The organism is Bacillus sp. 05T22 (assembly GCF_056396765.1).
Genome location: NZ_JBFTMC010000041.1, coordinates 26,842 through 47,699 on the forward strand (window position 1 = coordinate 26,842; position 20,858 = coordinate 47,699).

The following is a 20,858-nucleotide window of genomic DNA, read 5'->3' on the forward strand; positions in this document are numbered from 1 at the left end:
TTTTTCACCTCTTCTTTTTTCTTGAAAGTTGTAACAATAAGTCATGGACTTCGGTCGCTTCTAATGTTTCTGGAAGTTCAAAATCTTTCCCTGTTACTACAAGTGATACATAATCCCCTTCGTCCTTTGGCGGCAAACCGTGAGATCCTTTGATTCGATCCGGCTCTAGTGGGATTTGGAATGTTTTTGGATTTACAAACAGCTCAACTGGATCATAACCGGGCTTCCTATGAATATCCACAGTGTATGCAAATTCTGGTGCCTGTTCGCTATTCAACCACCAGTAGTACACAAACCAGCTGTCGGGTTCTGCAATTACAACTAACTGACCTGAAAGCTCATGATCAATCTTATGAGCTCGCTTTTCCTCCTCTCCCCATACCTCGGCTATACCTGGGATTTTTTCGAGAATTTCCTTAACTGCCTCTATATCATGTGGGTCTTGAATATACACATGTGCCAATTGATGGTCTGCCAAAGCAAAGGCCCTCGACATCTCTAAATCGAGAAAATCCATATTTTCAACATGCTTGATTGCCACATATCCCTCTTTGTTCAACGTTTGATTGATAAGGATAGGTCGGTTAACTGACTTGAAGTTATATTCTGATAAGATAACAAGACGTGTGTGATCCCTCAATCCGCGCTCTTCCAGTTGCCCAATAAAGTTTCCAATCAAATCATCAATTTCTTTAATCGCTTTTCTTGCTGCTTCACTATTCGGTCCAAACCTTTGCGCGTTATAATCTATATTGGGTAAATATACAAGCGATAATCTTGGTTTGTAGTCTTCTAATACATCTATTGCTGCATGTAAGATCCATTCACTGGACTTGACAGAGGAGAGTGGGCCCCAGAAACTTTTTAGGTCAAATTCCCCATATTTCTCCCTCAATTTTCCGTATAAGTCCCTCGGCTTCGAATCACACCACAAGATCATTTTTTTATCGAGATGGATAGGGGCAGGTGTAACTACATAGTCTGCTGTGCTCAGCTTGCTGAACTGCCAAAATAGCACTGCTGTTTCAGCTGTCGGGTCTTCTTTCTTCAACTTCTCCCAGATTTTTTCGCCTTGAATTGGAACCATCGTCTGATTCCACATTGTAATTTCTTTAGTATCCAAGTTTGGGAGGCCGTTACAAATAATGCCATGTTCAGCTGGTGGAGTTCCAGTGATATAAGTAGCTTGTATTGAACCGGTTACAGCGGGAAATACTGGTTTAATTCTTGCGTGTTGACCATCCTCTAATAATTCCTGAATATTCGGAGTTAATTCGACGTCATTCAGATGTTCCGCTGTCAAACTGATAATATCTAATACAACCACGTTTTTGTTCTCCAAAGATACCATCCTTTCATCTATGTGACCGGAAAGATACGAGACATGATATAACTCAGAATTAGGAAAGAGGATACAGAAAGAAATGCTGGCCATCCTCCAAATGGAGCAGCAATCGCCCCATCCAATAACGGAAGACCTAGTATACATGTTCCGACAGCCTTTCTAATGTTAGGTGATGTCGGCTTTGCTAGTGCCGGTACAATCCCTGAAAAAGTCCATAACAAAAAAAAGATTACAGCAATAACTGTTGCTCCCCTTGTACCATCGAATTGCAAGAATAGAATAACAATAGCACACGTTAAAACCGCCCCTGCCATAATTCTTACTCGATTCGGATGGCTGCCGTTTCCAACCTCACCCTTGGACATCACAGTAACAGTGAAAATATATATAAATCCTAATCCCGCTATCCACCAAAATTGCGCTAACTTATCTGGTGCCACACTTAATCCTAATAACAAATTGACTCCTCTACAAATTCCCATTGTCAACGGTCCAAATACGTCATGATGCTTTGAATAGCGATTATAAACGAATACCAAAACCATGAGAATGCATGCAATCAAAAAACTTATTTTGGACACAAAGCATACAGATGCAACGCCAGCCATAAGGAGTACAAGACTAAAACGCAGCGCTGAACGAAGTGAGATGCGGCCAGACGCTAAGGGTCTTTCAGGCCGCTCTTTCTTATCTATTTCAAAATCAAAAAAGTCATTTAAAATAATTCCTGCCGCATATATACATGCACTTGCAAATATGAGAAGGATAATCTGAATGAAGTAGCTCTGATCTAAAACTACCCCTGTAATCCAAGTACCTGCCAATATATCTGCCATAGCTGTAAAGGTATTCGGAAATCGTATGAGCTCAAAATAAGTGCGAATCTTTCTCATAGGCTGTTAAGGATGCTTTGCACATAGTCATAAGATTCCGTGGCAGCCTGTATCGCGTGACTTTCATAGGGGTATAATTCAATGGTAACAAAACCATCATAGCCCGTTTTCTTTATAGATTGTAAAACTTCAAGAATAGGAATAGCACCATGCCCTGGAATGAGATGTTCGTGAACACGGTCCTCGGCAATATCCTCCAGATGATAATGCTTTGTATAGGGCAACAACTTATGAACTAATGTAGCCGGATCCTCTCCAACACAAAAGAAATGTCCAATGTCAAAATTTAATCCAATTGCCTCGGAGGGAACAGCTTTCTTGAATTCAATAAATTGATCAGATGTTTCAATCAGCAAGTCCGGCTCCGGTTCAACAAGAATTGTCACACCAGATTTTTCAGCATGGTCAGCTAATTCCTCCATTGCCGAAATAAAAACTTTATTTGCCCATTCCCTTCCTACATTGATGAGTGGTCCCCCTGGTTCGGTAGACAATGTCTTTGCACCGAGTTTTCGAGCCAAGTCAATGCAGTTATGCGTATGTTCTATACGCTGCCTTCGTTCTACTTCATCCGCCTCAACAAAAGACGGGTGCCAATTATCTTTTATTCCATACAACATGAACGCATTCAAATTTGATATAATCATGTTTCGTTGCTTCAACCTGTCTTTAATCATGTCTACCTTCTCATTGGTCACTTCGGGTGGAAAAGCATGAGGGATGTCTAGTAAGATTTCTATTCCTTCATATCCGATTTCAGCTAATAAGTCGATTGTTTTTAACAGGTCAAATCTTTTAAATCCATTACTGCTATATGCGAGTTTCATGGTCTTCCCCCCCTTATGAATCTAGTTTCAATTTTCCAGACTGCTCATAAAAACGGACCGGATTATTCCAGACCAGCTCTTGGATGATATTTTCCGCATGCCCTTTCTTTCTCATCTCAAACGCAGTTTTCACTACATTAAGAGGATTAGACGGGCCCCAGTCCGCTGCCGTATTGATCATGATCTTATTTGTGCTGTAATGTTCGACGATTTCAATTGCCTCGCCAGTTGAAACTTTCGTCGGATAAATTGTCATCCCGCTCCAACCACCATACTCGACGGAAAGATCAATAGTATCTGAATTATTATGATCTATTAATACCCTGTCAGGTTCAAGTCCTTCTTCCTTTAGGATTTCTATCGTTCTTCTTGTTCCCTCCCGCTTATTTTGGTGGGGGGTATGTACCATAACCAACATATGGAGATTCTTAGCCAATTTCAGTTGCCTGCGCATCACGGCTTCTTCCTCTACAGTAATTCTATCAAAACCAATCTCCCCAATCGCGAGACACCGCTTATGTTGCAAGTACTCGGACAGTCCATCGATGACTTGATAGGCAATATCAAGGTTGTTTGCTTCTTTTGGATTCATAGCTAGACAACAATAATGATCGATTCCATATTGCTTAGCACGCTGCGGCTCAAAGGTAAGCAAATGTTGGAAGTAATCAAAATAGGTCTCAGGATATCGGCGTTCGCTTCCAAGCCAAAACGCTGGTTCCACAACAGCGCGTACGCCAGCCAGACTCATATTTTCATAATCATCTGTTGTGCGGGAGTAACAATGGATATGCGGATCAAAATATTTCATAGGTTTCCCCCCTCATAAATGGCTATTCTTAAAGTATGGTGTAAGGAATTCGATAGATTCCTTTGCTGCCATAACCGGATTGTCGCTGTAGGTATATAATTCTACTGTAATGAATCCTGTATATTCGATTTGTTTTACATGATTAAACAATTGATTAAAGTCAATGTTTCCCTTACCAGGTATAAGATGATAGTGCTTGTGATCTGCGATATCTTCTAAATGGATATTCCATATTCGTGACTTTAAATTTGATAATAGAGCAGGAATATCTTCTCCTATTACGTCTGCATGCCCGAGATCGAGGTTTGCTCCTAGCCTATTTGACCCTACTATTTGAATCAGTTCACTCAATTCTTTGCCGTTTTCTATTAGAAGACCAGGTTCGTATTCAATCCCTACGTTGATTTCGCGTCGTTCGGCATAGTCCATAATTTCCATTAATGAGTTTATCAGATGATTAATGGCCTGATCTGGTGGGTTTTCAGAAAGACACCTACCACTTGTAATACTGATGTTTTTTGCATTTACCATTGCAGCTAAATCTATTAACTGCTTCGTATATCCAATTCTCTGATTTCTCACCTCTCCTCTCGCGTTACATAAGGACGGCTCAAATGTAGGTTCTCCAGTAGAATGCAAAAAAAATCCAGCTGCCGTATTTCCGTTTATGTTTGATACCTCGAGATCATATTGTTCTATTCTTTTTTGCACATCATTAACCCAAGGGGCAGTATGTAAAGGTGGAAAAGCATGGGGAACATCCGCTAAAATTTCCACGCCCTTATACCCCAAACGTCCAATCTCTGAAATAGATTCGGGCAATGTGTATCTTGTAAATGCATTTGTACTAAACGCCAGCTTCATCTTGTCTCCTCCTTCTTTTGAAATATATGTGGCATTACAACGCTTATTCGTTTAAAAAGATTTTACTCAACTGTTAAGGCAATGCCTGACACAATCTATTCATGAGTATTCTACAAAGTTCCGCGAAGATCCAGCAGTAAAGAAAACTCAATATACATATTATTGCAATAACCTTTGAATCCATAGTTGTATCAACAGTAGGACCTAGCACTGGAAAACGGAATACATACAKAATCACCATAATACCCGTAAGTAGACATATTGATGAAAAGGAAACAACCACAATTCTCCTCTTCAATTGTAAAAAGGCCACACCTATCGCTATACCTAATAAACCTGTTGTAAAGGGAAAGATAATTAGTTCACTCGGCTGAATAATAAATAATAGGAAAATCGTAAGGGTATAAGAGAGGATTCCTTGGCGGATAGAAAAGCAAGTAGCTAAAAAAATTGGTAATGTCGCTAGAAAACTAATCAGATAGCCTATACCAGGCATAAAGCCCCCCGCTGATTGAAACATAGTGGCAAATGTACTAAGTAAGGCTGTAATAACTAACTTGGTTGCAATATTCATTTTTCTTACATGAACATAGTTTGTATCTGTCTCTATCATCGATTGATACCAATAACGAACAAACCGACTGATTAAAACCACCTCCTAAAAATATCCAATTCATCACTTTCTATACTATTCATTCCCTTGTGTTTTATGCGGTATTACCTGTTAGTAATCAATTGGAATGAGGACTGTTTCTCCATGAATATTTAAAAATAGAAGCTTTTTCTAGGGGGATTACGATGTATCGTACAGATACGATAAAAGAATTTTAAAGCTACAATTAGCCTTATTTTAAATTTTTTCCTTCTTTGTCTTTATCGTCATAAATGTAGTAAATATATGAAAAATACTCCAGCCGTCGAATTTTATAGTTATAAATCATGGAACAATTTCAAAAATAGTACCTTGGTTAAAATCAGTCACTTTCATAGAGCCATAAACCCCTAAATATAATCTGGTTTGATCCAGATTCGTTCCCAAATTAACATAATAAGCTGATTGAGATCCAAAATTATAATCGGTTTCAATAACACTAAAATCATTTAGTTTACAATCCGTACTTGCCTTGGTATAAGCTAAAACTCCTCTAACCGGAGGTCGAGATTCTTCATTCTGGGCAAGATCGGTAAACACAACGCTTCCCGTTAAATTTGGGATTCCATTCCCCATATATGGCTGGACTCCTGTAAGTGCAGTTCCTCCAAACTTATCGGATCGGGGATCTTTATGAAAATAACTAGTTAAAGGCTGAAGACGCCTCACTGAAGTTTTTACTGTTTCATTGTAATAAGCAATTGTTTTCTCATCCAAAGTCGGATTTGCAGAACAGCCCCTTATAAACGAAGTAGGAAAATCACCTTCCCACCCTCGCCAACCAAAGTTAATAAACCCTTCTTGGTCAGGTTTAGATCTCATTAAAGAAGCTTGAATAAGCTGAGTAACCGGTATTGGTTTATAATGAACGAATGAAAAAATCGACTCTACCAAATCCTGTCCGACATTTCCCACATATTTGATATACTGATTATAAAACCTTTGAAATGAAATGCCTGTTATATTGCGAACCCCTTTGGCAATTACCGTAAGCGTTTCCTGAATAGGTAAGGGAAGTTCATTAAAACGCGTGACTACGGGTGGATTATTGATAAATGTATTCTTAACTACATCAATTTCAATTATTTTACCAGCTATCTCCATATCATCCTGACTTAAATTAAATGGATCATAGCCTGATCCACCATCTCCAGTTGTTAAAACAAGTTTTCCGGTTTCAGGTGAAAAGTTTAAGCTATTGACACCATTATGATTAAAAAATGGTCTTCTTATGTTAAGTAATGTCCGTCTTTTTTGAGGTTGAGCATTCGATTGTAAAATCCATTCTTCAACTGTATCAATATGATCATATTGAGTTTCTCTATTTATCCATCTTAGGTTTAAAGTTCTGGGATCACACGGGTTAGGCTTAAAAGATTCAGGAAAAGCCCCTGGACCTTGTGTTCCAGCTACTGAATAATGAAGATAAAACAAACCGTTATCATAAAATTCCGGATGAAACGCTAGCCCTAGCAATCCCCGTTCATCATATCCAATACCAGAAACACCTTGTTCAGAATTACCTAATTTTATGATTCGCGGGCGAATATCTAAAAAAGTCCTTATAACTCCGTTTCCTATGTAAAAGATTTCTCCTACCTGGGTTGCAATAAATAATCTTTCAATTGAGTCACCCGGAAGTATAGTTGTTTTCAAAACAGTGGGTAAATTTATCTTACTTACAATGGGTCGTAAACTCACCTTTACTTTTATCAACTAACTTCCCACCCCTTTTTATTGTTTTCTATTATAAGAATATGATTAGAACGGTTCTATTAGTATCAAATTAGGGCCAGGGAATTTACTTAATAATATTGTGAATTAATCATTTAAGGTAACGGGGTTTATCTTGAATAAGATCTTCCATAATCGGGTGCTTTAATTGAGAAAGAATCACAAAAATCATCAAAATTTTTTATAAAAGAATGACTCAATTGAATATAAAAAAAGCGTATTTTGATCAAGTTTTTTCAAAACACGCTTTTTCTATGTGCTCTTTTATCAAGGTTTATTAAGTATATTTAATCAAACTTTATTCCAAAGCTACACTTGTTAAAAGTGGGGGAATCGTCTTGAAAATAAGCTTACCGTTGTAAATCCGCATTTTCCTGACGGCCCCCACATCCATCAACTTAAGATTTTAAAATGCACTAAAACGAAATTTTTTCTACATTTATTTATAAAAATTAAGCTCACTTTTTTCGCTTTAGGGTAAAACCAATTTTTTAACTTAATGGAGATGTTTAGTGACCCTTAAGTTAAAAAACATCATTTTGATGTTTTTTTGTCTATCTGAGAGTACAAGAACGGATTGCTTAGCAAATTTTAGGGAGCTAATAGAAGGAGATGACTTAAAAATGCTAAGTTTCTACATAACTATTTTTTAAGGGTCCCTTTTAAAGATTAGATTCATCTTTTAGGAACATTCTTGTTATTCGAGACTTTTTCTGGCTGCGCTGCATTTCCTGCTTCTCCATATAACTGCGCATCCGTCGCATATATTTAGGTGCGTCCATTGGATTCCCTGCAATCATTTCAATGATACAGAGTCTTTCGGTACTTTCCGTTTCAGCTTGGATTATAGCTTGATCAAGCTCTCCATAGGTTCGGACCGTAACGGTAAACGCGTTGCCTCCAAAAGCTTCGGCCAGCCTGGTGTAAGACCATTGAGGAATTTGGTTATACTTTTGACCCTCTGTTTTGACATTCAAATATTTTTCAATCGTATAACCATCGTTGTTCAAGACGAAGATTATAGGCTTGCAGCCGTAATAGAGCATGGAACTGATTTCCTGGGCTGTTAGCTGCAGGGCGCCGTCGCCTGTAAACAGCAACACTCGGCGTTCCGGCGCAGCCATAATAGCACCGAACGCCGAGGGGGTTGCGTAACCGATGGACTGCCATCCTCCTTGCCCAATATATGTTACATTGCCCGGCAGTCTCACCTCCGCCATTCCATTATAGAACGTCCCGGTCTCTGCGATCACAACATCGCCCTCTTTCAGCATGCGCTGAAAACGTGGATAATAGCCGGCCGCCATTAAAGGCCCGTCAGCATTAGTTGTGAATTGATCGTAAGGGAATGACAATTTTTCTGCCAAACCTTGGCCCATGTAACCCACCTTCTGCACGGCAAGTAGCATGTCGGCTGCAAGAACATTCGGATATTCTGCCTCAGCGGTTTTAACCATGTCTGGTTGAATATTGACAGTTACCATCGGGTTCAGCTTTGCGGTAAAATTCGCGGTGTTGGTGTCCGCCCATACCATACCGATCGCAATGATACAATCTGCATTTTCCACCGTACTTTGGACTTCAGAACCTCCGAAAGAGCCTAGGTACATTCCGATATAATTTGGATGGGTTTCGTCGAATGCCCCCTTCCCGAACATCATCGTTACAACAGGCACGTTCATGGCGTCGGCCAGCTGCCGAGCTGCTGTCTGAAGGCCGAAACGCATGGTTTTCACATCCACAAGGATAACCGGTCGGTGGGCACGCTCCAGCAGCCGATGGACATGATTCACCGCAGCCTGAAGGGTTTTTAGGTTGGACGTTGGATATGGCGGTACCGGCTCTTCCCGGACCTTAATCGGCTTGGTCACTAAATCATCGGCCACAACCAGGTATACCGGCTTTTTCTTTTCCTTAGCAATGCGAATCGCAGCCTGAATTTCAATCTTGGCGTTTTCCGGCGTAAGCACCGCGGTATAAGCCGTAATCTGCTCATACACCTTGCGAAAGACATCAAAATTCCCATCCATTAGGGTGTGGTGCATCAGCTTGTGCTCTTTTTGATCCTTCTCAGGAGGCGCACCCACAATGTGAATTATTGGCACATGCTCGCTGTTGGCTCCCGCTATCGCATTGCAGGCGCTGAGCTCCCCGACCCCGAAGGTCGTAATAAGAGCGGACATTCCTTTGATTCTTGCATAGCCATCTGCGGCATAGCCCGAGTTTAGTTCGTTCCGCCCTTCTATAAAACGGATGCCGTTATAACACTCCAAAGTATCAAGAAGTGTAAAATTATAGTCCCCTGCGACGCCGAAAATTTCGGTAATGCCCTCCAGTTTCAGGCAATCGAACAAATACTGGCCAACCGTTTTTTGAGCAGTTCCGCCTTGCAAACCAAAGCTGTCCGTATTTATCATGTTGTCCATCGTTTGCTCACTCCTTATCCATTTCTTGGGCTTGTTCTGTTTTATAGTACCCTTTTTGATAATTCCCTTTAATTAAACAGGTTATCCGTTGTACTGAGCTAAAGTAAGGCGTTAAAAAAATGCTACTATAGTAAGGCATTGGACGTAGTTTTAAGGAAGTGTTTAACACTAGCACAAATGTGTTATGAAAAAGTAACCGATGTAAAAACGTTCAAATTAGAGATGTATTTCTTATAACAAAAAACAATGTCCATCACAGGGAAAAAACACACTCCGAATTATTTACTTTAAAATTTTAAAAATGCATTGTTGCAGCTTGCGCACGTACTACTTTTTATATTTTCATTTAGCTTTTAATGAATTAATGTGGACTTGTAATCTTTCTTAAACTAAAGCCTCCGTTAGCTTAATAAGTGTCAATCTTCTTCGCATCTTAAAAATCCTAAAATTGTATCATTTCCATTTTTAAGGAGTGTTTATAATTTGTAACTACTCAGCCRCCCCCTAAAAATGAAAGATAACTAGAGACATCCACTAAAAACCAAATTAATTTTCTGTTTAGTTACGATAAAAGCACATCTAAATTGATAAATCACTCAAAAGGCCGATAAAGAATCAATCACAAGTAGCCCAGACCGATAAATTCTGCAAACCTACTGATAAAATCGACGAAGTGACCGATAAATCCCCAAACTAAACTATAAAATCTGTAAAGATATACCTGAGTAGTTACTTTTATATTGTTATTGTAAACGGTATCATAATTTGCTGTTTTCAAAACTCAAAGTTTACACTTACAATAAACGGAAATAATAAACCTATAAAACATTGGATGGAGGATTTATAGTGACCAACAACGATAATTACAATGGAAAATTACCCCTTAACGCCGAATCTTATTGGACAAACACTATTCATTTACCAGAATACCCCTGCCTGGAGAAGGACATGCAAGTCGATGTCATTATTGTAGGGGGCGGAATTACAGGCATTACTTCTGCCTATCTTTTGGTGAATGAAGGTCTGAAGGTCGCTATTATAGAAGCAGACAAATTACTGAACGGGACAACAGGACATACCTCAGCTAAAATCACTGCCCAGCACGATTTAATTTATGATGAACTGATCCGATATACCGGGAAAACCATGGCAAGATTGTATTACGAGGCGAACATCGATGCTTTAAAATTTATTCAAGAAACGATTAACAAACATCATATTGATTGTGATTTCACTCATCAAGATGCCTATGTATATGCCACAACAGAGGAATATGCACTCAAACTAGAAATAGAAGCAGAGGCCTATGAAGAACTTCGTATTGAAGGCAAACTTGTAAACAAACTTCCTTTCGATTTAGAAATACATAATGCGCTTGTTATGAAAAATCAGGCACAATTCCATCCACTCAAATATTTAGCTCATCTTACACAAATAATTACAGAAAAAGGCGGATACATCTTTGAAAATACGACAGCGATAAATATTGAGACTGGCGGACAGCCTGTGGTTCTTACTCGTGGAGGAGCTCGGGTTACAGGAAATTACGTTCTGTCCTGTTCTCATTTCCCTTTTTATGAAGGTGCAGGACTTTACTCTACAAGAATGCATGCAGACCGTTCCTATATTATTGCTGCTAAACCAAAGAAAGACTATCCAGGTGGCATGTATATTAGTGTAGATGAACCGAAACGATCTCTCCGTTGTGCAACAATTAATGGGGAAGAAATGATCCTTATCTCTGGAGAAAGTCATAAAACAGGACAAGGAGGAGAGACATTAAAACATTACGAGGCCTTGGAAGTATTCGGACAACAAGTTTTCGGACTCGAAAATATTGCATACCGGTGGTCAGCTCAAGATTTAATTACACTAGACAAGATTCCTTACATCGGTGAAATCACCTCTGGTCAAAAGAATGTATTAATTGCTACCGGATACAGAAAATGGGGTATGACAAACGGAACTGCAGCTGCGCTTTTATTCCGAGATATTATATTTGGAGAAAAGAACAAGTACCGGGAATTGTATACCCCTTCCCGCTTCCATATGAATCCAAGTCTGAAGAACTTCTTAGTTGAAAATACCAATGTTGTCGGTCACTTAATTAAAGGGAAATTAGAGATTCCTCAGAAATGTATCAATGATCTATCCAACGATGAAGGGGCTGTTATTGACATCGATGGGCATAGAAAAGGAGCTTATAGAGATGGAGAAGGTAAGCTTCATATTGTAGATACAACTTGTACTCACATCGGATGCGAAGTTGAATGGAACAATGGTGAACGTTCTTGGGATTGCCCGTGCCACGGTTCTCGATTCTCGTATACAGGAGAAGTACTTGAGGGGCCTGCTGAAAAACCATTACAAAAGTACGATTATAAAATGATAGATAATCTTACCTCAGAAGACTCTGGTTATTAACTGAAATTATGTAAGCAAAAACAGCCAAAACAATGTTTAGCTGTTTTTGCTTTCTTTTTTAATTTCCTTAACTATTAACGAATACAACATTAAACTTCCCAGTTACTGTACTTAGACAAAATATATGCGTTGATTCTTATTTAGAACTTCTGCGGAAATTGCTTAATGATTCCTTCTGTTAATGTATCAGCCAACTTAATAATATGATCCTCACCTTTGTCAAAAGCAAGGATCTCAGCATCCCAGTCCTTTTTAAGTCTCGCTACAACTTGATCTATACGTATTTATAAATGCATATATAATAATTTTATTAATCCCTCATTAGGGGTCTGTGTACATGCCCATCAACTTAAGAATTTTATAACGCCCCCAAAACAAAAAATTGTACATTTTCACCTGGAGATGCCAATTTTCTCGTTTTGGGGGTATTTGCTTTTCTTAGCTTGATTGTGATGTGGCGGTACCCCAACAAGAAATCGATCATTTTTTGTGCCCATTTTTGGTTGGTTTGTTCCAACACACCTTTTAGTTCACGAAGAAAATGAACATTACATAGGACATGTTCACATTTTGTATAGGTGAAATATGGTTTCCAACAATCATGAACGATAGTAGTTGTTTTACCCGCACCATTCTGACCAATGAATCCATAAATCTGTCTCCGCTATACATTTATTATTAAGATTATCAGCTGATTTCTGATTACCATATACCTTCGTTAAATTAATAGTTTTTATTATTGTACTCATGTGAAAATACCAACTTTCTTGTGTTCTTATACTATTACTATGGGGAAAATCTTTTAAAAGAGACTTAACTCTTTCTTAATTAAGAAATGGAAGAATAGATATATTTAAAAATAATAAGAAGATATAAAAAAGCATATAACAGTTTTAATTTCTCTATCTTAACTCGCGTAAGAAAATTCCAAACGCTCCGGATATGGGAAATTCACTCAAACCTTTCTACGGTCAAAATGCAGTAACAAAATATGGTAATTTAATAAAAGATCACTTAGTAATCGCTGCAGATCTTGTTAAAGCGGCTAAAGCGGGCAATCAAAATGCTGCATCAACTGCAGAGAAAAAATGGTATACGAATGCGGATGAAATTGTTGAATTCTTAAATAGTATAAACCCTTATATACCTAAAGAAGAGTTTAGAAAAATGTTTTATGAACATCTTGCCTTGACTAAATCTGAAGCTGTATCAATCCTAAGTAAAGATTATCAATCAAGCGTACACTTATATGACAGAATTGAAAAGGAAGCCTTAGAAAGTGAAACTTTAATCAGTGGGGGTTTTCTTCATCCCCCACTGATTATTAGTTGAACGAATCGGGCCTTTACGGACAGTTCATCTCCCACCTAACTTCTTTGCTTTCGCTGAATTTTGAGGTGGGAGTGTTACTGTCCGTTAATGCGGGATAAATTAATTAGAAATTACCTTTACATACATTCCTCTTATAGATTTTTCATAAGCTATATTACTCATATTTCTTACTTCTTCTGATAAAATAGACGCTTTAACTAAGCCTTTTCTAATAAAAAGTGAAGGGTCAATAAGACGAACTTTCTTTTTACGATATAAATCGTAATCATTTCTATCCTCTTTTACTTCTACATTTGGATGAAGTTGCCTTAATAAAGCATGTACTTCTTTATCTTTAGATAATTTCATTTTATAAATCACTTCATGATCTTCGGCAAGAAAATCATCAGGATGAATAATTTTTTTATCTAAAGATAACTTTAGAGCCCTAGCTAAAATATCATTTCCATAAATATTTAAAGGATTCATGAAAAAATCTATAACTTCTTGATAATAAGTTTTAACAAACCATTCAGCTATTTCAATGTTTTGAAGAATCATTTTCCCCTCAACAACTATTAAATCACTTAAGAAATCTTGAACCTCTTTTAAAGAAATATATCCATATTCATACATATCTCGTAATGTATAATCTACTCTATCAGCAGATAGGTCAGGTGCTGACTGCTCAAGCAATGTCCACTTTGAATCATCAAATAAAATTTCTTCATAATTGTAATCATATTTCTCAAGAATCCCTGGAATTTCTGAGTTTTCGATTACAGTACTGTATATTTTTTCATGATAATCCTCATCCTTATTATCAAAGACAAAATCAATTACATGAGAAAATGCAGTATGCGATATATCATGTAACAAACCTGCAATTTGTTCTTCTATTGAACCACCGAGTTTTTTTATTAAAAGCATTACACCAACTGAATGATCAAAGCGAGTTACATTCCATTTCTCATTAATCAAGTAACTCGCTCCAGCTTGGTGAACACCTTTTAATCTCTGAACAGGCTTACTTAAAATTAATTCTTCTAATACTTTATCAACTTCAAATTCTCCATATATTATATCCGATATAATCACTCAACAAGCCCCCTTAATTCAAATAAAACTCGGCTCTAGTATATAGATAAATTCCCCTTCTATCAAGAGAAGCATTATCACTTTAATTGAGCCTTCCAATTACTATACATCTCTTCTGATATTCTATTTCTTGTTAACTAAATAACTAACTCCACCGATTATTAATTCTGCCAAACCTGCAACAAATGAAGCAATTGTTAGTGCGTATACCCGTATATTCATTTCGACTGCAAATTCTTTTTCTCGCCATTTCCACTCAGACATACAAATACTATAATTAATCCTAATAAGACAGCATAGAAAATACACAATTCTCCAAATTGATGCTGAATATCCTGACGAATAAATAGTGTATATCGTTGATCATTGTCTTGAATAGGGACTCCAAAATTGTTCAATATCATATTATCAAAAAAGCCAGTAGCAAATAAACGATTGGGATATGTTGCAATCCCATTGTATAGATTGCCATGTAGTACATTCTCAATCATCTCTTCACTAATATTGATTTTTTAAAAAGCATCACCCTATCGTTTCCCTTGTTTTTATCCTCTATTTTGTTTGTATTTATTGGCCAAATATCTAGCATAGTGAATCGTGTTTCTAACTACATCTAATTCGAGATTAAATATACTAGGTGCACCTGGTCTCCAATTCACTTCAAACAGCCACAATTTTTGGTCCGCATCAATTCCAACATCAATTCCTAATTCATCAAATGATACACTGTCATATAAAGAATCAAAATGGTTAACAAAGCTTACCGCAAACCGCTCCAAATACCTTTGAATATTGTACCAGTTGTCATCAAACTCTGTTTTCAAAAAAATTTCTAGATACGTGCTATAACCACCACTACCCATATTTGATACAATGCTTCCCAATGGACCTATCCTTGGAAAAATTGAAGTAATGACCCATTTTCCTTCTCCGTTTCTTTGGACATGCAGCCGGAAATCATAAACATGACCAGATTTCATTTGACATGAAATAAATTGTTGAACTAGGTAAGCTTGTTTTTGTATTTTATGAGATATAAAGTCTATTAATTGTTTTTCATTAATGGATGAGACTTGCCCTGCCTCATTCATTTTGTAATGCTCTTGCCCTTGTTTTTCAATAAAAACGATGCCTCCGCCTTGATGTCCAGACATTGGTTTGATAATAACTTTTTTATAGCGCTTAATCACGTCAAAAAACTTCCTAGCATCAGTTAATTTATAAAAAGGAATAAGATATTGTTCAAACTCTTTTGCTTTTTTAATTCTGTTATATACACTTAATTTATCTCCAATCGAATGACTTGTGAACGGAATCCTATCGTATAGATAATCAAAGATTTTCTCAGTTTTATCACTAACAGGAGCGCTTGCATTATAAATGACATCGGGAAAAGGAAATTCTTTTTCAATCCACTCGCCGTTTTCATAGATTTTCCCTAAAATCGTTTGATTTTCTATATTTACTTTCCCTGGGGTAAAGTAAAAGAAGTTGACACCTTCAGCTTTTGCTACAGCGGCACAAGCATATGCTTTCCTTACGTTTCTTGGATCTTCTCGATGATGAAGCATACCAATTATAGTCATATTGGTTCCCTCCCCCTCTTTCTAAAGTTCTTTTTCAACATACAGATCAAATTCAACTTATATATATTCATATTTTTCCGTATTTAACCAATTTTCAAAAAATCAAGAACAATCTTTGTCCCATTTTTATATTCTATTTATATAGATAACAGAGCTTATTTTTATAAAAGCGATTAAAGATAGGGTGGGGTAAGATTATGAATACTATTGTTTTTATTGAAACAAATAAATCTGGATCGAGTAGGGAAGCAATTAAAGTAGCAGAGAAACTTAATTTCTTTACGATTTTGTTAACAGAAAAAAAAAGATTTCTTGAAGAACGAAGTGAATTTCCAGATGTACATCAGATGATTTTTACTGATATAAACGATTATGATAATTTAAGTACAATAATCCAAAATCTAGAAAAAACAGGAAAAAATATAAAAGGAATTTTTAGTTTTATGGATTCTTTTGTTTATGTCGCTGCATGTTTGTCCGAGAAGTTCTGTAAAAGTATGGTATCTACTGAATCAATTTATCATATGGAAAATAAAATATTGACCCGTAAAGTGCTTCAGAATTTACCGATCTCGCTCAATTATTTAATTTACAAACCAACAGAATCCTTATCATCTTTTCTTAAAACTAAAAAGATGACTTTTCCTCTTGTCGTTAAATCTCCTGAATCAGCAGGGTCAAAAGATGTATTATTAGCAAAGGATAGAAATCAGTTAATTTCATCTATGCAAACCCTTTTAAACAAACGGCCTAATGAAGAAATTCTACTTGAGGAATATGTAGATGGACCGCAGTACTTAGTTGAAGTTTTAGTTCACAATAAAAAGCTTCATATTATTGCAGTAATTGAACAAGAAATTACATTTGGTGAACGTTTTATCGTCACTGGTTATTCTTTGTTAGGACGCTTAGACCCGAGACTATATTATAGTCTTCTCAACGCTACTCATTCTATTATACAAGCTTTTGATATGAAAAATGGTGCTTGTCACCTAGAGCTCCGTAGAATACATGGTATTTGGAAGTTAATTGAGATAAATCCGAGAATATCAGGCGGAGCTATGAATCGTATGATTGAAGTTGGACATGGAATCAACTTAGTACAGGAAACGATTCAGTTAATGTTAGGAAATAAACCTTCGCTGAATAAAAAACATTATAAATATGTGTATACGCACTACTTAACAGTCGATTCTAGAGGGAGATTAATTCGAGTTACAGGAAAAAAACGCAGTTCTAAATATCCAGGTGTGGAAGAAATATATATAAAACCTAAAAAGGGAACTATCCTAAAACCACCTAAATCAATGGGAGATCGATGCGGCTACATTTTAGCAGCATCATTTTCTAAACAAGAAGCTAAAAGAATAGCTTTAGAAGCAGCTAAAGAAATTTCTTTTGACATTGAACCAATGAATACAACAGCATAGATTATGCTGCATTCAAACGATACTCAAAATACAAGCGAAACCCTTATATATTAAAGTGTTTCGCTTTTTTTATCGTATTTGTTATGACGTTGTTTCTTAAAACTATAAACTAATGATTATTTTTTACTTACTTAAACAAAAAAGCTGGTCCTCAAAATTTGAAGACCAACTTTTTTAACTCGCTTTAAAGCCGCCACCTAATACATCACGTACATCGTGAATGACAACGAATGCATTTTCATCTTTTTGGCTCACGACTTTCTTTAATTGAATGAGCTCTTGTTTATTGATGACAACATATAATACTTCTTTGTTATTTCCTGTGTAACCACCTTTCCCCTCTAGTACTGTTACACCACGTATCATATTCTTCATAATAGACTCTCTAATCATGTCTGGATAGTTTGAAATAATTGTTACAGCGGTCTTTGTATTCAATCCTTCTACAATAAAATCAATAACCTTCGCCCCTATAAAGACTGCTACAAGCGTATACATAGCCTTTTCTTGCCCAATAATAAATACTGAACCTGCAATAACGACGATATCAATAATCAATACACCTTTTCCAACGCTCCAGCCCAAATATTGATTTGCTAATTGAGCTATGATTGCAGATCCACCTGATGTACCACCTGCACGGAACATAAACCCTAAACCAACGCCAACGAAAACACCAGCAAAAAGAGCTGCTAATAATGTATCATGATTTACTGGAGTCGCAATATCTTCTGTGATATATAAAAAGAAAGATGAAGAGACAATACCAAGTATTGTATACACCATTGTCTTTTTATCAAAAAACTTATACCCAATTGCAAGTAATACTGCATTTATTAAAAGGTTCACAGTACCTGGTGACCATTCAAACAAATAATATGTAATAACTGTAAGTCCAATAACGCCACCTTCAGATAGTCGATTTGGAATAGCAAAAAAGTTAATTCCAATGGCAAACAATAATGATCCAATTACGACAAGTGCTACTTCTTTTACTCTCTCATTCATTACTCTTTCATTCATTACTTCTCCCCCTATCTACCCCAATGTATATTTTTCCAGCCTACTTTCAGATCAGAGAATCAAGTAAATCCTTTCCATTTTTCTCCATGTCTCTCTATCATTTCAATTAATTTCTTCATTGTAGGAGTTAACCATTTACTCTTATGATATGCCAATTCAGTTGTAACGAAATCTTCGCTATACGTCCATGGTAGTACGCTTAGCTTGCCTTGCTCGATTTCTTCCTTTACCGTTATAAACGGTAAATAAGATATCCCTAGCCCACACATAACGGTTTGCTTAATCGCTTCAATACTCCAAAAATGAATATGAGAACAATTAATACCATCTTCTTTAATCCGTCTTTCTAACAAATCTCGGTAACTCCCTGGCTCTGTAAGCAACAACATTTCTCCTTCTAAATCAGCAGGACTAACGCTCACCTTTTTTGTTAGTGGATGTTTGGGCGGAGCAATAAGCACAATCTTCTCTTGAACAAGAGAATGAGTAACAATGTCTGTACCCAGTTGTTCCGGATGTGTAAATAAAGCAAAATCAAATTTTCCTGATTTTAGCTCATTGTGTAATTCTTGACTCTCTGATGGTTGTAAAATGATATGTACTTGCGGATACTTCCTTTTAAATTCATATAAAACAGCAGGTAATCGATAAATCATTAAAGACTCATTCGCTCCAATGCGTATTGTCCCTGAAAATTTCCCGTTCATTTGAGATGATTCCAATGCTTCATTTGATAATTCCAATATTTTATGCGCATAAGAAAGCATATGCTCCCCTACATCAGTTAAAATTACCTTTTTTCCAAGACGATCAAATAATCGATTTCCAATCTCTTCTTCTAATGATCGAATATGATTAGTAATTGTCGATTGCGTATACCCAAGTTGTTCTCCAGCCCGTGTAAAGCCACCGCTTTCCGCTACAATAATAAAAGTTTTCAAATGGCGCAGCTCCATACTTACTCCTCCTGTTGCACGATCATATAATTTCTTGATGTTTTTCTTATTATAACCCTATCTCCATAATAATGAGAAAATGAATATGTAAGTTACATAGTTTTCTTCTTACGCGAAAATGCAGCCCATTGTTTAACGAGATATCAAAAATAATCATTCTCATGAAATTAGATGGTTTTAGGAACAATCTCACATATTTTCAAATTAAGTGATTCTCTAAAAAATCATTTATTCTCTATCCTAACTACTCATTAAGTAGCCGTTCCTTTGCACTCACCTAATCGCTATTATATATTTAGAACCCAAATAAATAAAATGAATTATTTTAATAGAAATCATTTATAAAAATGATGGATGAATCTAATGTACTATAGTTAACCACCCTTCTTGGCGAAAAGGATGGCTTTTTCATTTACAACTATTGACATAATCAAAAAGAAACATTAAAATGACTATAAATTAGTAAGTCGCTAATTTATAGTCATTAAAAGGAGTGAGCAAAATGAAAAATATATTATTTCGTATTAATGAATTAGCGAAAAAAGAAAAAACTTCCGGACTAAAAGAAACTGAAAAACAGGAGCAACAAATGTTAAGACAAAGCTATATGAAAGAATTTCGCGGGAGYTTAGATTCCATTTTATTAAATACAACAATTATAGATCCTAATGAAGAAAATGTTACTCCACTTGCTTTACAGCATGCACAAAGTCGTATGAACCTTAAAAAATGAGATCCAAAATCGATTCAAACGACCAATTTCACAAAATAGTATCAACATAAAAAGAGCCCAATTTCTAAATCGAGAAATTCTGGCTCTTTTTATAGTATAGACATTGTTCTATACCTACTACATTGTAATTTAAATATCATATCAATCCGCATATTCTTGTTTCACCTGTTGATACTTTTCCCATGTATCGATATCGAAAAATATTTTGTCATTTTGAGACAACAATGAAATTCCATTTATCGTAGGCTTCATAAAAATCGCGCGTGCTCCTTCATCCCTTTTCAATGCTTGAAAAAGTGGAAATACTTTCTTTGTAAATAAAACAGGAGGTTGCCTTATTCCCCTATAACTCGCTGCTACAAAATGAATGTTTTTATTTTGCTCATAGCAACCTATTATCTTATTAATAAATTCAGCTGTCACAAATGGTTGATCAGCCAGAAGGACCATCACTCCATCTACATTCATTCGTTTCGCCTTCTCAATGCCGCATTGAAGAGAGTACGACTGTCCTCTACAAGCATTTGGACAAGAAAGAATGTGCACATTTTCACGGTGCATTCTTTTTAACATCCAAGCAGGCTCATTCGTAACAACAATAATATGTGAGAGCCTTGAAGAAATTGCTGCTTGTAACGCTAAATTCCCAAGTGGCTCCCCTTGTAATGGAAGGTGCAGCTTGTGTATTCCGGGTCCCATCCTCCGACTGTTTCCAGCAGCTAAATATATCCCTGCAATCTTTATT

19 protein-coding genes and 1 pseudogene are annotated in these 20,858 nt (G+C 36.5%); 4 read left to right on the forward strand and 16 right to left on the reverse strand.

Annotated features, from left to right (window positions below; genetic code table 11):
- Positions 1–4: 4 nt before the first annotated feature.
- The 8 genes from AC1DIT_RS14050 to AC1DIT_RS14085 form a co-directional block, all read right to left on the reverse strand.
- Entirely contained in the window at positions 5–1,327 is a 1,323-nt protein-coding gene (locus AC1DIT_RS14050; RefSeq protein ID WP_016114462.1) for an alkaline phosphatase family protein, read from the reverse strand.
- Positions 1,328–1,359: 32 nt separating this feature from the next.
- Positions 1,360–2,238, reverse strand: a complete 879-nt coding sequence (gene eboC / locus AC1DIT_RS14055; protein WP_016114461.1) for a UbiA-like protein EboC — start codon at positions 2,236–2,238, stop codon at positions 1,360–1,362.
- Complete coding sequence (locus tag AC1DIT_RS14060) at positions 2,235–3,065, reverse strand: sugar phosphate isomerase/epimerase family protein (protein WP_016114460.1); 831 nt, start codon at positions 3,063–3,065, stop codon at positions 2,235–2,237. Before AC1DIT_RS14060 ends, eboC begins: the two co-directional genes overlap by 4 nt.
- A gap of 13 nt (positions 3,066–3,078) precedes the next feature.
- On the reverse strand, positions 3,079–3,876 hold the full coding sequence (locus tag AC1DIT_RS14065; protein ID WP_016132733.1) for a TatD family hydrolase: 798 nt from the start codon (positions 3,874–3,876) through the stop codon (positions 3,079–3,081).
- Between the two features lie 12 nt (positions 3,877–3,888).
- Positions 3,889–4,740, reverse strand: coding sequence for a sugar phosphate isomerase/epimerase family protein (locus tag AC1DIT_RS14070; RefSeq protein WP_016114458.1), 852 nt, complete (start codon positions 4,738–4,740; stop codon positions 3,889–3,891).
- Positions 4,741–4,813: 73 nt separating this feature from the next.
- Positions 4,814–5,386: a YybS family protein gene (locus tag AC1DIT_RS14075; RefSeq protein WP_476998244.1), complete on the reverse strand. Its 573-nt coding sequence runs from the start codon at positions 5,384–5,386 to the stop codon at positions 4,814–4,816.
- 291 nt (positions 5,387–5,677) lie between these two features.
- Complete coding sequence (locus AC1DIT_RS14080) at positions 5,678–7,108, reverse strand: PQQ-dependent sugar dehydrogenase (RefSeq protein ID WP_016114456.1); 1,431 nt, start codon at positions 7,106–7,108, stop codon at positions 5,678–5,680.
- Between the two features lie 680 nt (positions 7,109–7,788).
- Positions 7,789–9,552 (reverse strand): alpha-keto acid decarboxylase family protein, encoded by a 1,764-nt coding sequence (locus AC1DIT_RS14085; protein WP_016114455.1) that lies wholly within the window; start codon positions 9,550–9,552, stop codon positions 7,789–7,791.
- Positions 9,553–10,398: 846 nt separating this feature from the next.
- On the opposite strand from AC1DIT_RS14085, the gene AC1DIT_RS14090 reads away from it, so the two are divergent.
- The gene (locus AC1DIT_RS14090; protein WP_016114454.1) at positions 10,399–11,976 is read left to right on the forward strand and encodes an FAD-dependent oxidoreductase; all 1,578 of its coding nucleotides are present in this window, start codon (positions 10,399–10,401) and stop codon (positions 11,974–11,976) included.
- A 358-nt stretch (positions 11,977–12,334) separates the two neighbouring features.
- Here the strand turns inward: AC1DIT_RS14090 and AC1DIT_RS14095 are convergent, their stop codons facing one another.
- Both AC1DIT_RS14095 and AC1DIT_RS14100 read right to left on the reverse strand, forming a co-directional pair.
- Complete coding sequence (locus tag AC1DIT_RS14095) at positions 12,335–12,586, reverse strand: IS66 family transposase (protein WP_229161597.1); 252 nt, start codon at positions 12,584–12,586, stop codon at positions 12,335–12,337.
- A pseudogene (locus AC1DIT_RS14100) lies at positions 12,584–12,725 on the reverse strand (ABC transporter ATP-binding protein); the annotation flags it as partial. The gene AC1DIT_RS14095 and the pseudogene AC1DIT_RS14100, both read right to left, overlap by 3 nt.
- Positions 12,726–12,900: 175 nt before the next feature.
- Between AC1DIT_RS14100 and AC1DIT_RS14105 the strand changes: the two are divergent.
- Entirely contained in the window at positions 12,901–13,308 is a 408-nt protein-coding gene (locus AC1DIT_RS14105; protein WP_229161595.1) for a hypothetical protein, read from the forward strand.
- A 99-nt stretch (positions 13,309–13,407) separates the two neighbouring features.
- Here AC1DIT_RS14105 and AC1DIT_RS14110 read toward each other — a convergent pair whose 3' ends face one another.
- The 3 genes from AC1DIT_RS14110 to AC1DIT_RS14120 form a co-directional block, all read right to left on the reverse strand.
- Complete coding sequence (locus AC1DIT_RS14110; RefSeq protein WP_016114452.1) at positions 13,408–14,385, reverse strand: HD domain-containing protein; 978 nt, start codon at positions 14,383–14,385, stop codon at positions 13,408–13,410.
- 123 nt (positions 14,386–14,508) lie between these two features.
- Positions 14,509–14,649 carry a hypothetical protein gene (locus AC1DIT_RS14115; protein ID WP_154214516.1) on the reverse strand — a complete coding sequence of 47 codons (141 nt, stop codon included), beginning with the start codon at positions 14,647–14,649 and terminating at the stop codon, positions 14,509–14,511.
- Between the two features lie 281 nt (positions 14,650–14,930).
- The gene (locus AC1DIT_RS14120; protein ID WP_016132732.1) at positions 14,931–15,971 is read right to left on the reverse strand and encodes a YheC/YheD family endospore coat-associated protein; all 1,041 of its coding nucleotides are present in this window, start codon (positions 15,969–15,971) and stop codon (positions 14,931–14,933) included.
- A gap of 197 nt (positions 15,972–16,168) precedes the next feature.
- Between AC1DIT_RS14120 and AC1DIT_RS14125 the strand changes: the two genes are divergently transcribed.
- On the forward strand, positions 16,169–17,401 hold the full coding sequence (locus tag AC1DIT_RS14125; RefSeq protein ID WP_016132731.1) for an ATP-grasp domain-containing protein: 1,233 nt from the start codon (positions 16,169–16,171) through the stop codon (positions 17,399–17,401).
- Positions 17,402–17,575: 174 nt separating this feature from the next.
- Here the strand turns inward: AC1DIT_RS14125 and AC1DIT_RS14130 are convergent, their stop codons facing one another.
- Both AC1DIT_RS14130 and AC1DIT_RS14135 read right to left on the reverse strand, forming a co-directional pair.
- The gene (locus tag AC1DIT_RS14130) at positions 17,576–18,424 is read right to left on the reverse strand and encodes a YitT family protein (protein ID WP_016114448.1); all 849 of its coding nucleotides are present in this window, start codon (positions 18,422–18,424) and stop codon (positions 17,576–17,578) included.
- A gap of 59 nt (positions 18,425–18,483) precedes the next feature.
- Entirely contained in the window at positions 18,484–19,380 is an 897-nt protein-coding gene (locus AC1DIT_RS14135) for a LysR family transcriptional regulator (protein WP_016114447.1), read from the reverse strand.
- Positions 19,381–19,882: 502 nt separating this feature from the next.
- On the opposite strand from AC1DIT_RS14135, the gene AC1DIT_RS14140 reads away from it, so the two are divergent.
- Positions 19,883–20,113: a DUF896 domain-containing protein gene (locus AC1DIT_RS14140; protein WP_016114446.1), complete on the forward strand. Its 231-nt coding sequence runs from the start codon at positions 19,883–19,885 to the stop codon at positions 20,111–20,113.
- A 141-nt stretch (positions 20,114–20,254) separates the two neighbouring features.
- Here AC1DIT_RS14140 and AC1DIT_RS14145 read toward each other — a convergent pair whose 3' ends face one another.
- Entirely contained in the window at positions 20,255–20,857 is a 603-nt protein-coding gene (locus AC1DIT_RS14145) for a nucleotidyltransferase family protein (RefSeq protein WP_077295458.1), read from the reverse strand.
- Position 20,858 lies beyond the last annotated feature (1 nt).

What these genes read in the sequence shown, in the direction of transcription:
- AC1DIT_RS14085 (WP_016114455.1), bottom strand. Translation starts at nt 9,552, where the DNA reads ATGGACAACATGATAAATACGGACAGCTTTGGTTTGCAAGGCGGAACT.
- AC1DIT_RS14070 (WP_016114458.1), bottom strand. Translation starts at nt 4,740, where the DNA reads ATGAAGCTGGCGTTTAGTACAAATGCATTTACAAGATACACATTGCCC.
- AC1DIT_RS14115 (WP_154214516.1), bottom strand. Translation starts at nt 14,649, where the DNA reads ATGTCTGAGTGGAAATGGCGAGAAAAAGAATTTGCAGTCGAAATGAAT.
- AC1DIT_RS14130 (WP_016114448.1), bottom strand. Translation starts at nt 18,424, where the DNA reads ATGAATGAAAGAGTAATGAATGAGAGAGTAAAAGAAGTAGCACTTGTC.
- AC1DIT_RS14125 (WP_016132731.1), top strand. Translation starts at nt 16,169, where the DNA reads ATGAATACTATTGTTTTTATTGAAACAAATAAATCTGGATCGAGTAGG.
- AC1DIT_RS14135 (WP_016114447.1), bottom strand. Translation starts at nt 19,380, where the DNA reads ATGGAGCTGCGCCATTTGAAAACTTTTATTATTGTAGCGGAAAGCGGT.
- AC1DIT_RS14065 (WP_016132733.1), bottom strand. Translation starts at nt 3,876, where the DNA reads ATGAAATATTTTGATCCGCATATCCATTGTTACTCCCGCACAACAGAT.
- AC1DIT_RS14060 (WP_016114460.1), bottom strand. Translation starts at nt 3,065, where the DNA reads ATGAAACTCGCATATAGCAGTAATGGATTTAAAAGATTTGACCTGTTA.
- AC1DIT_RS14120 (WP_016132732.1), bottom strand. Translation starts at nt 15,971, where the DNA reads ATGACTATAATTGGTATGCTTCATCATCGAGAAGATCCAAGAAACGTA.
- eboC (WP_016114461.1), bottom strand. Translation starts at nt 2,238, where the DNA reads ATGAGAAAGATTCGCACTTATTTTGAGCTCATACGATTTCCGAATACC.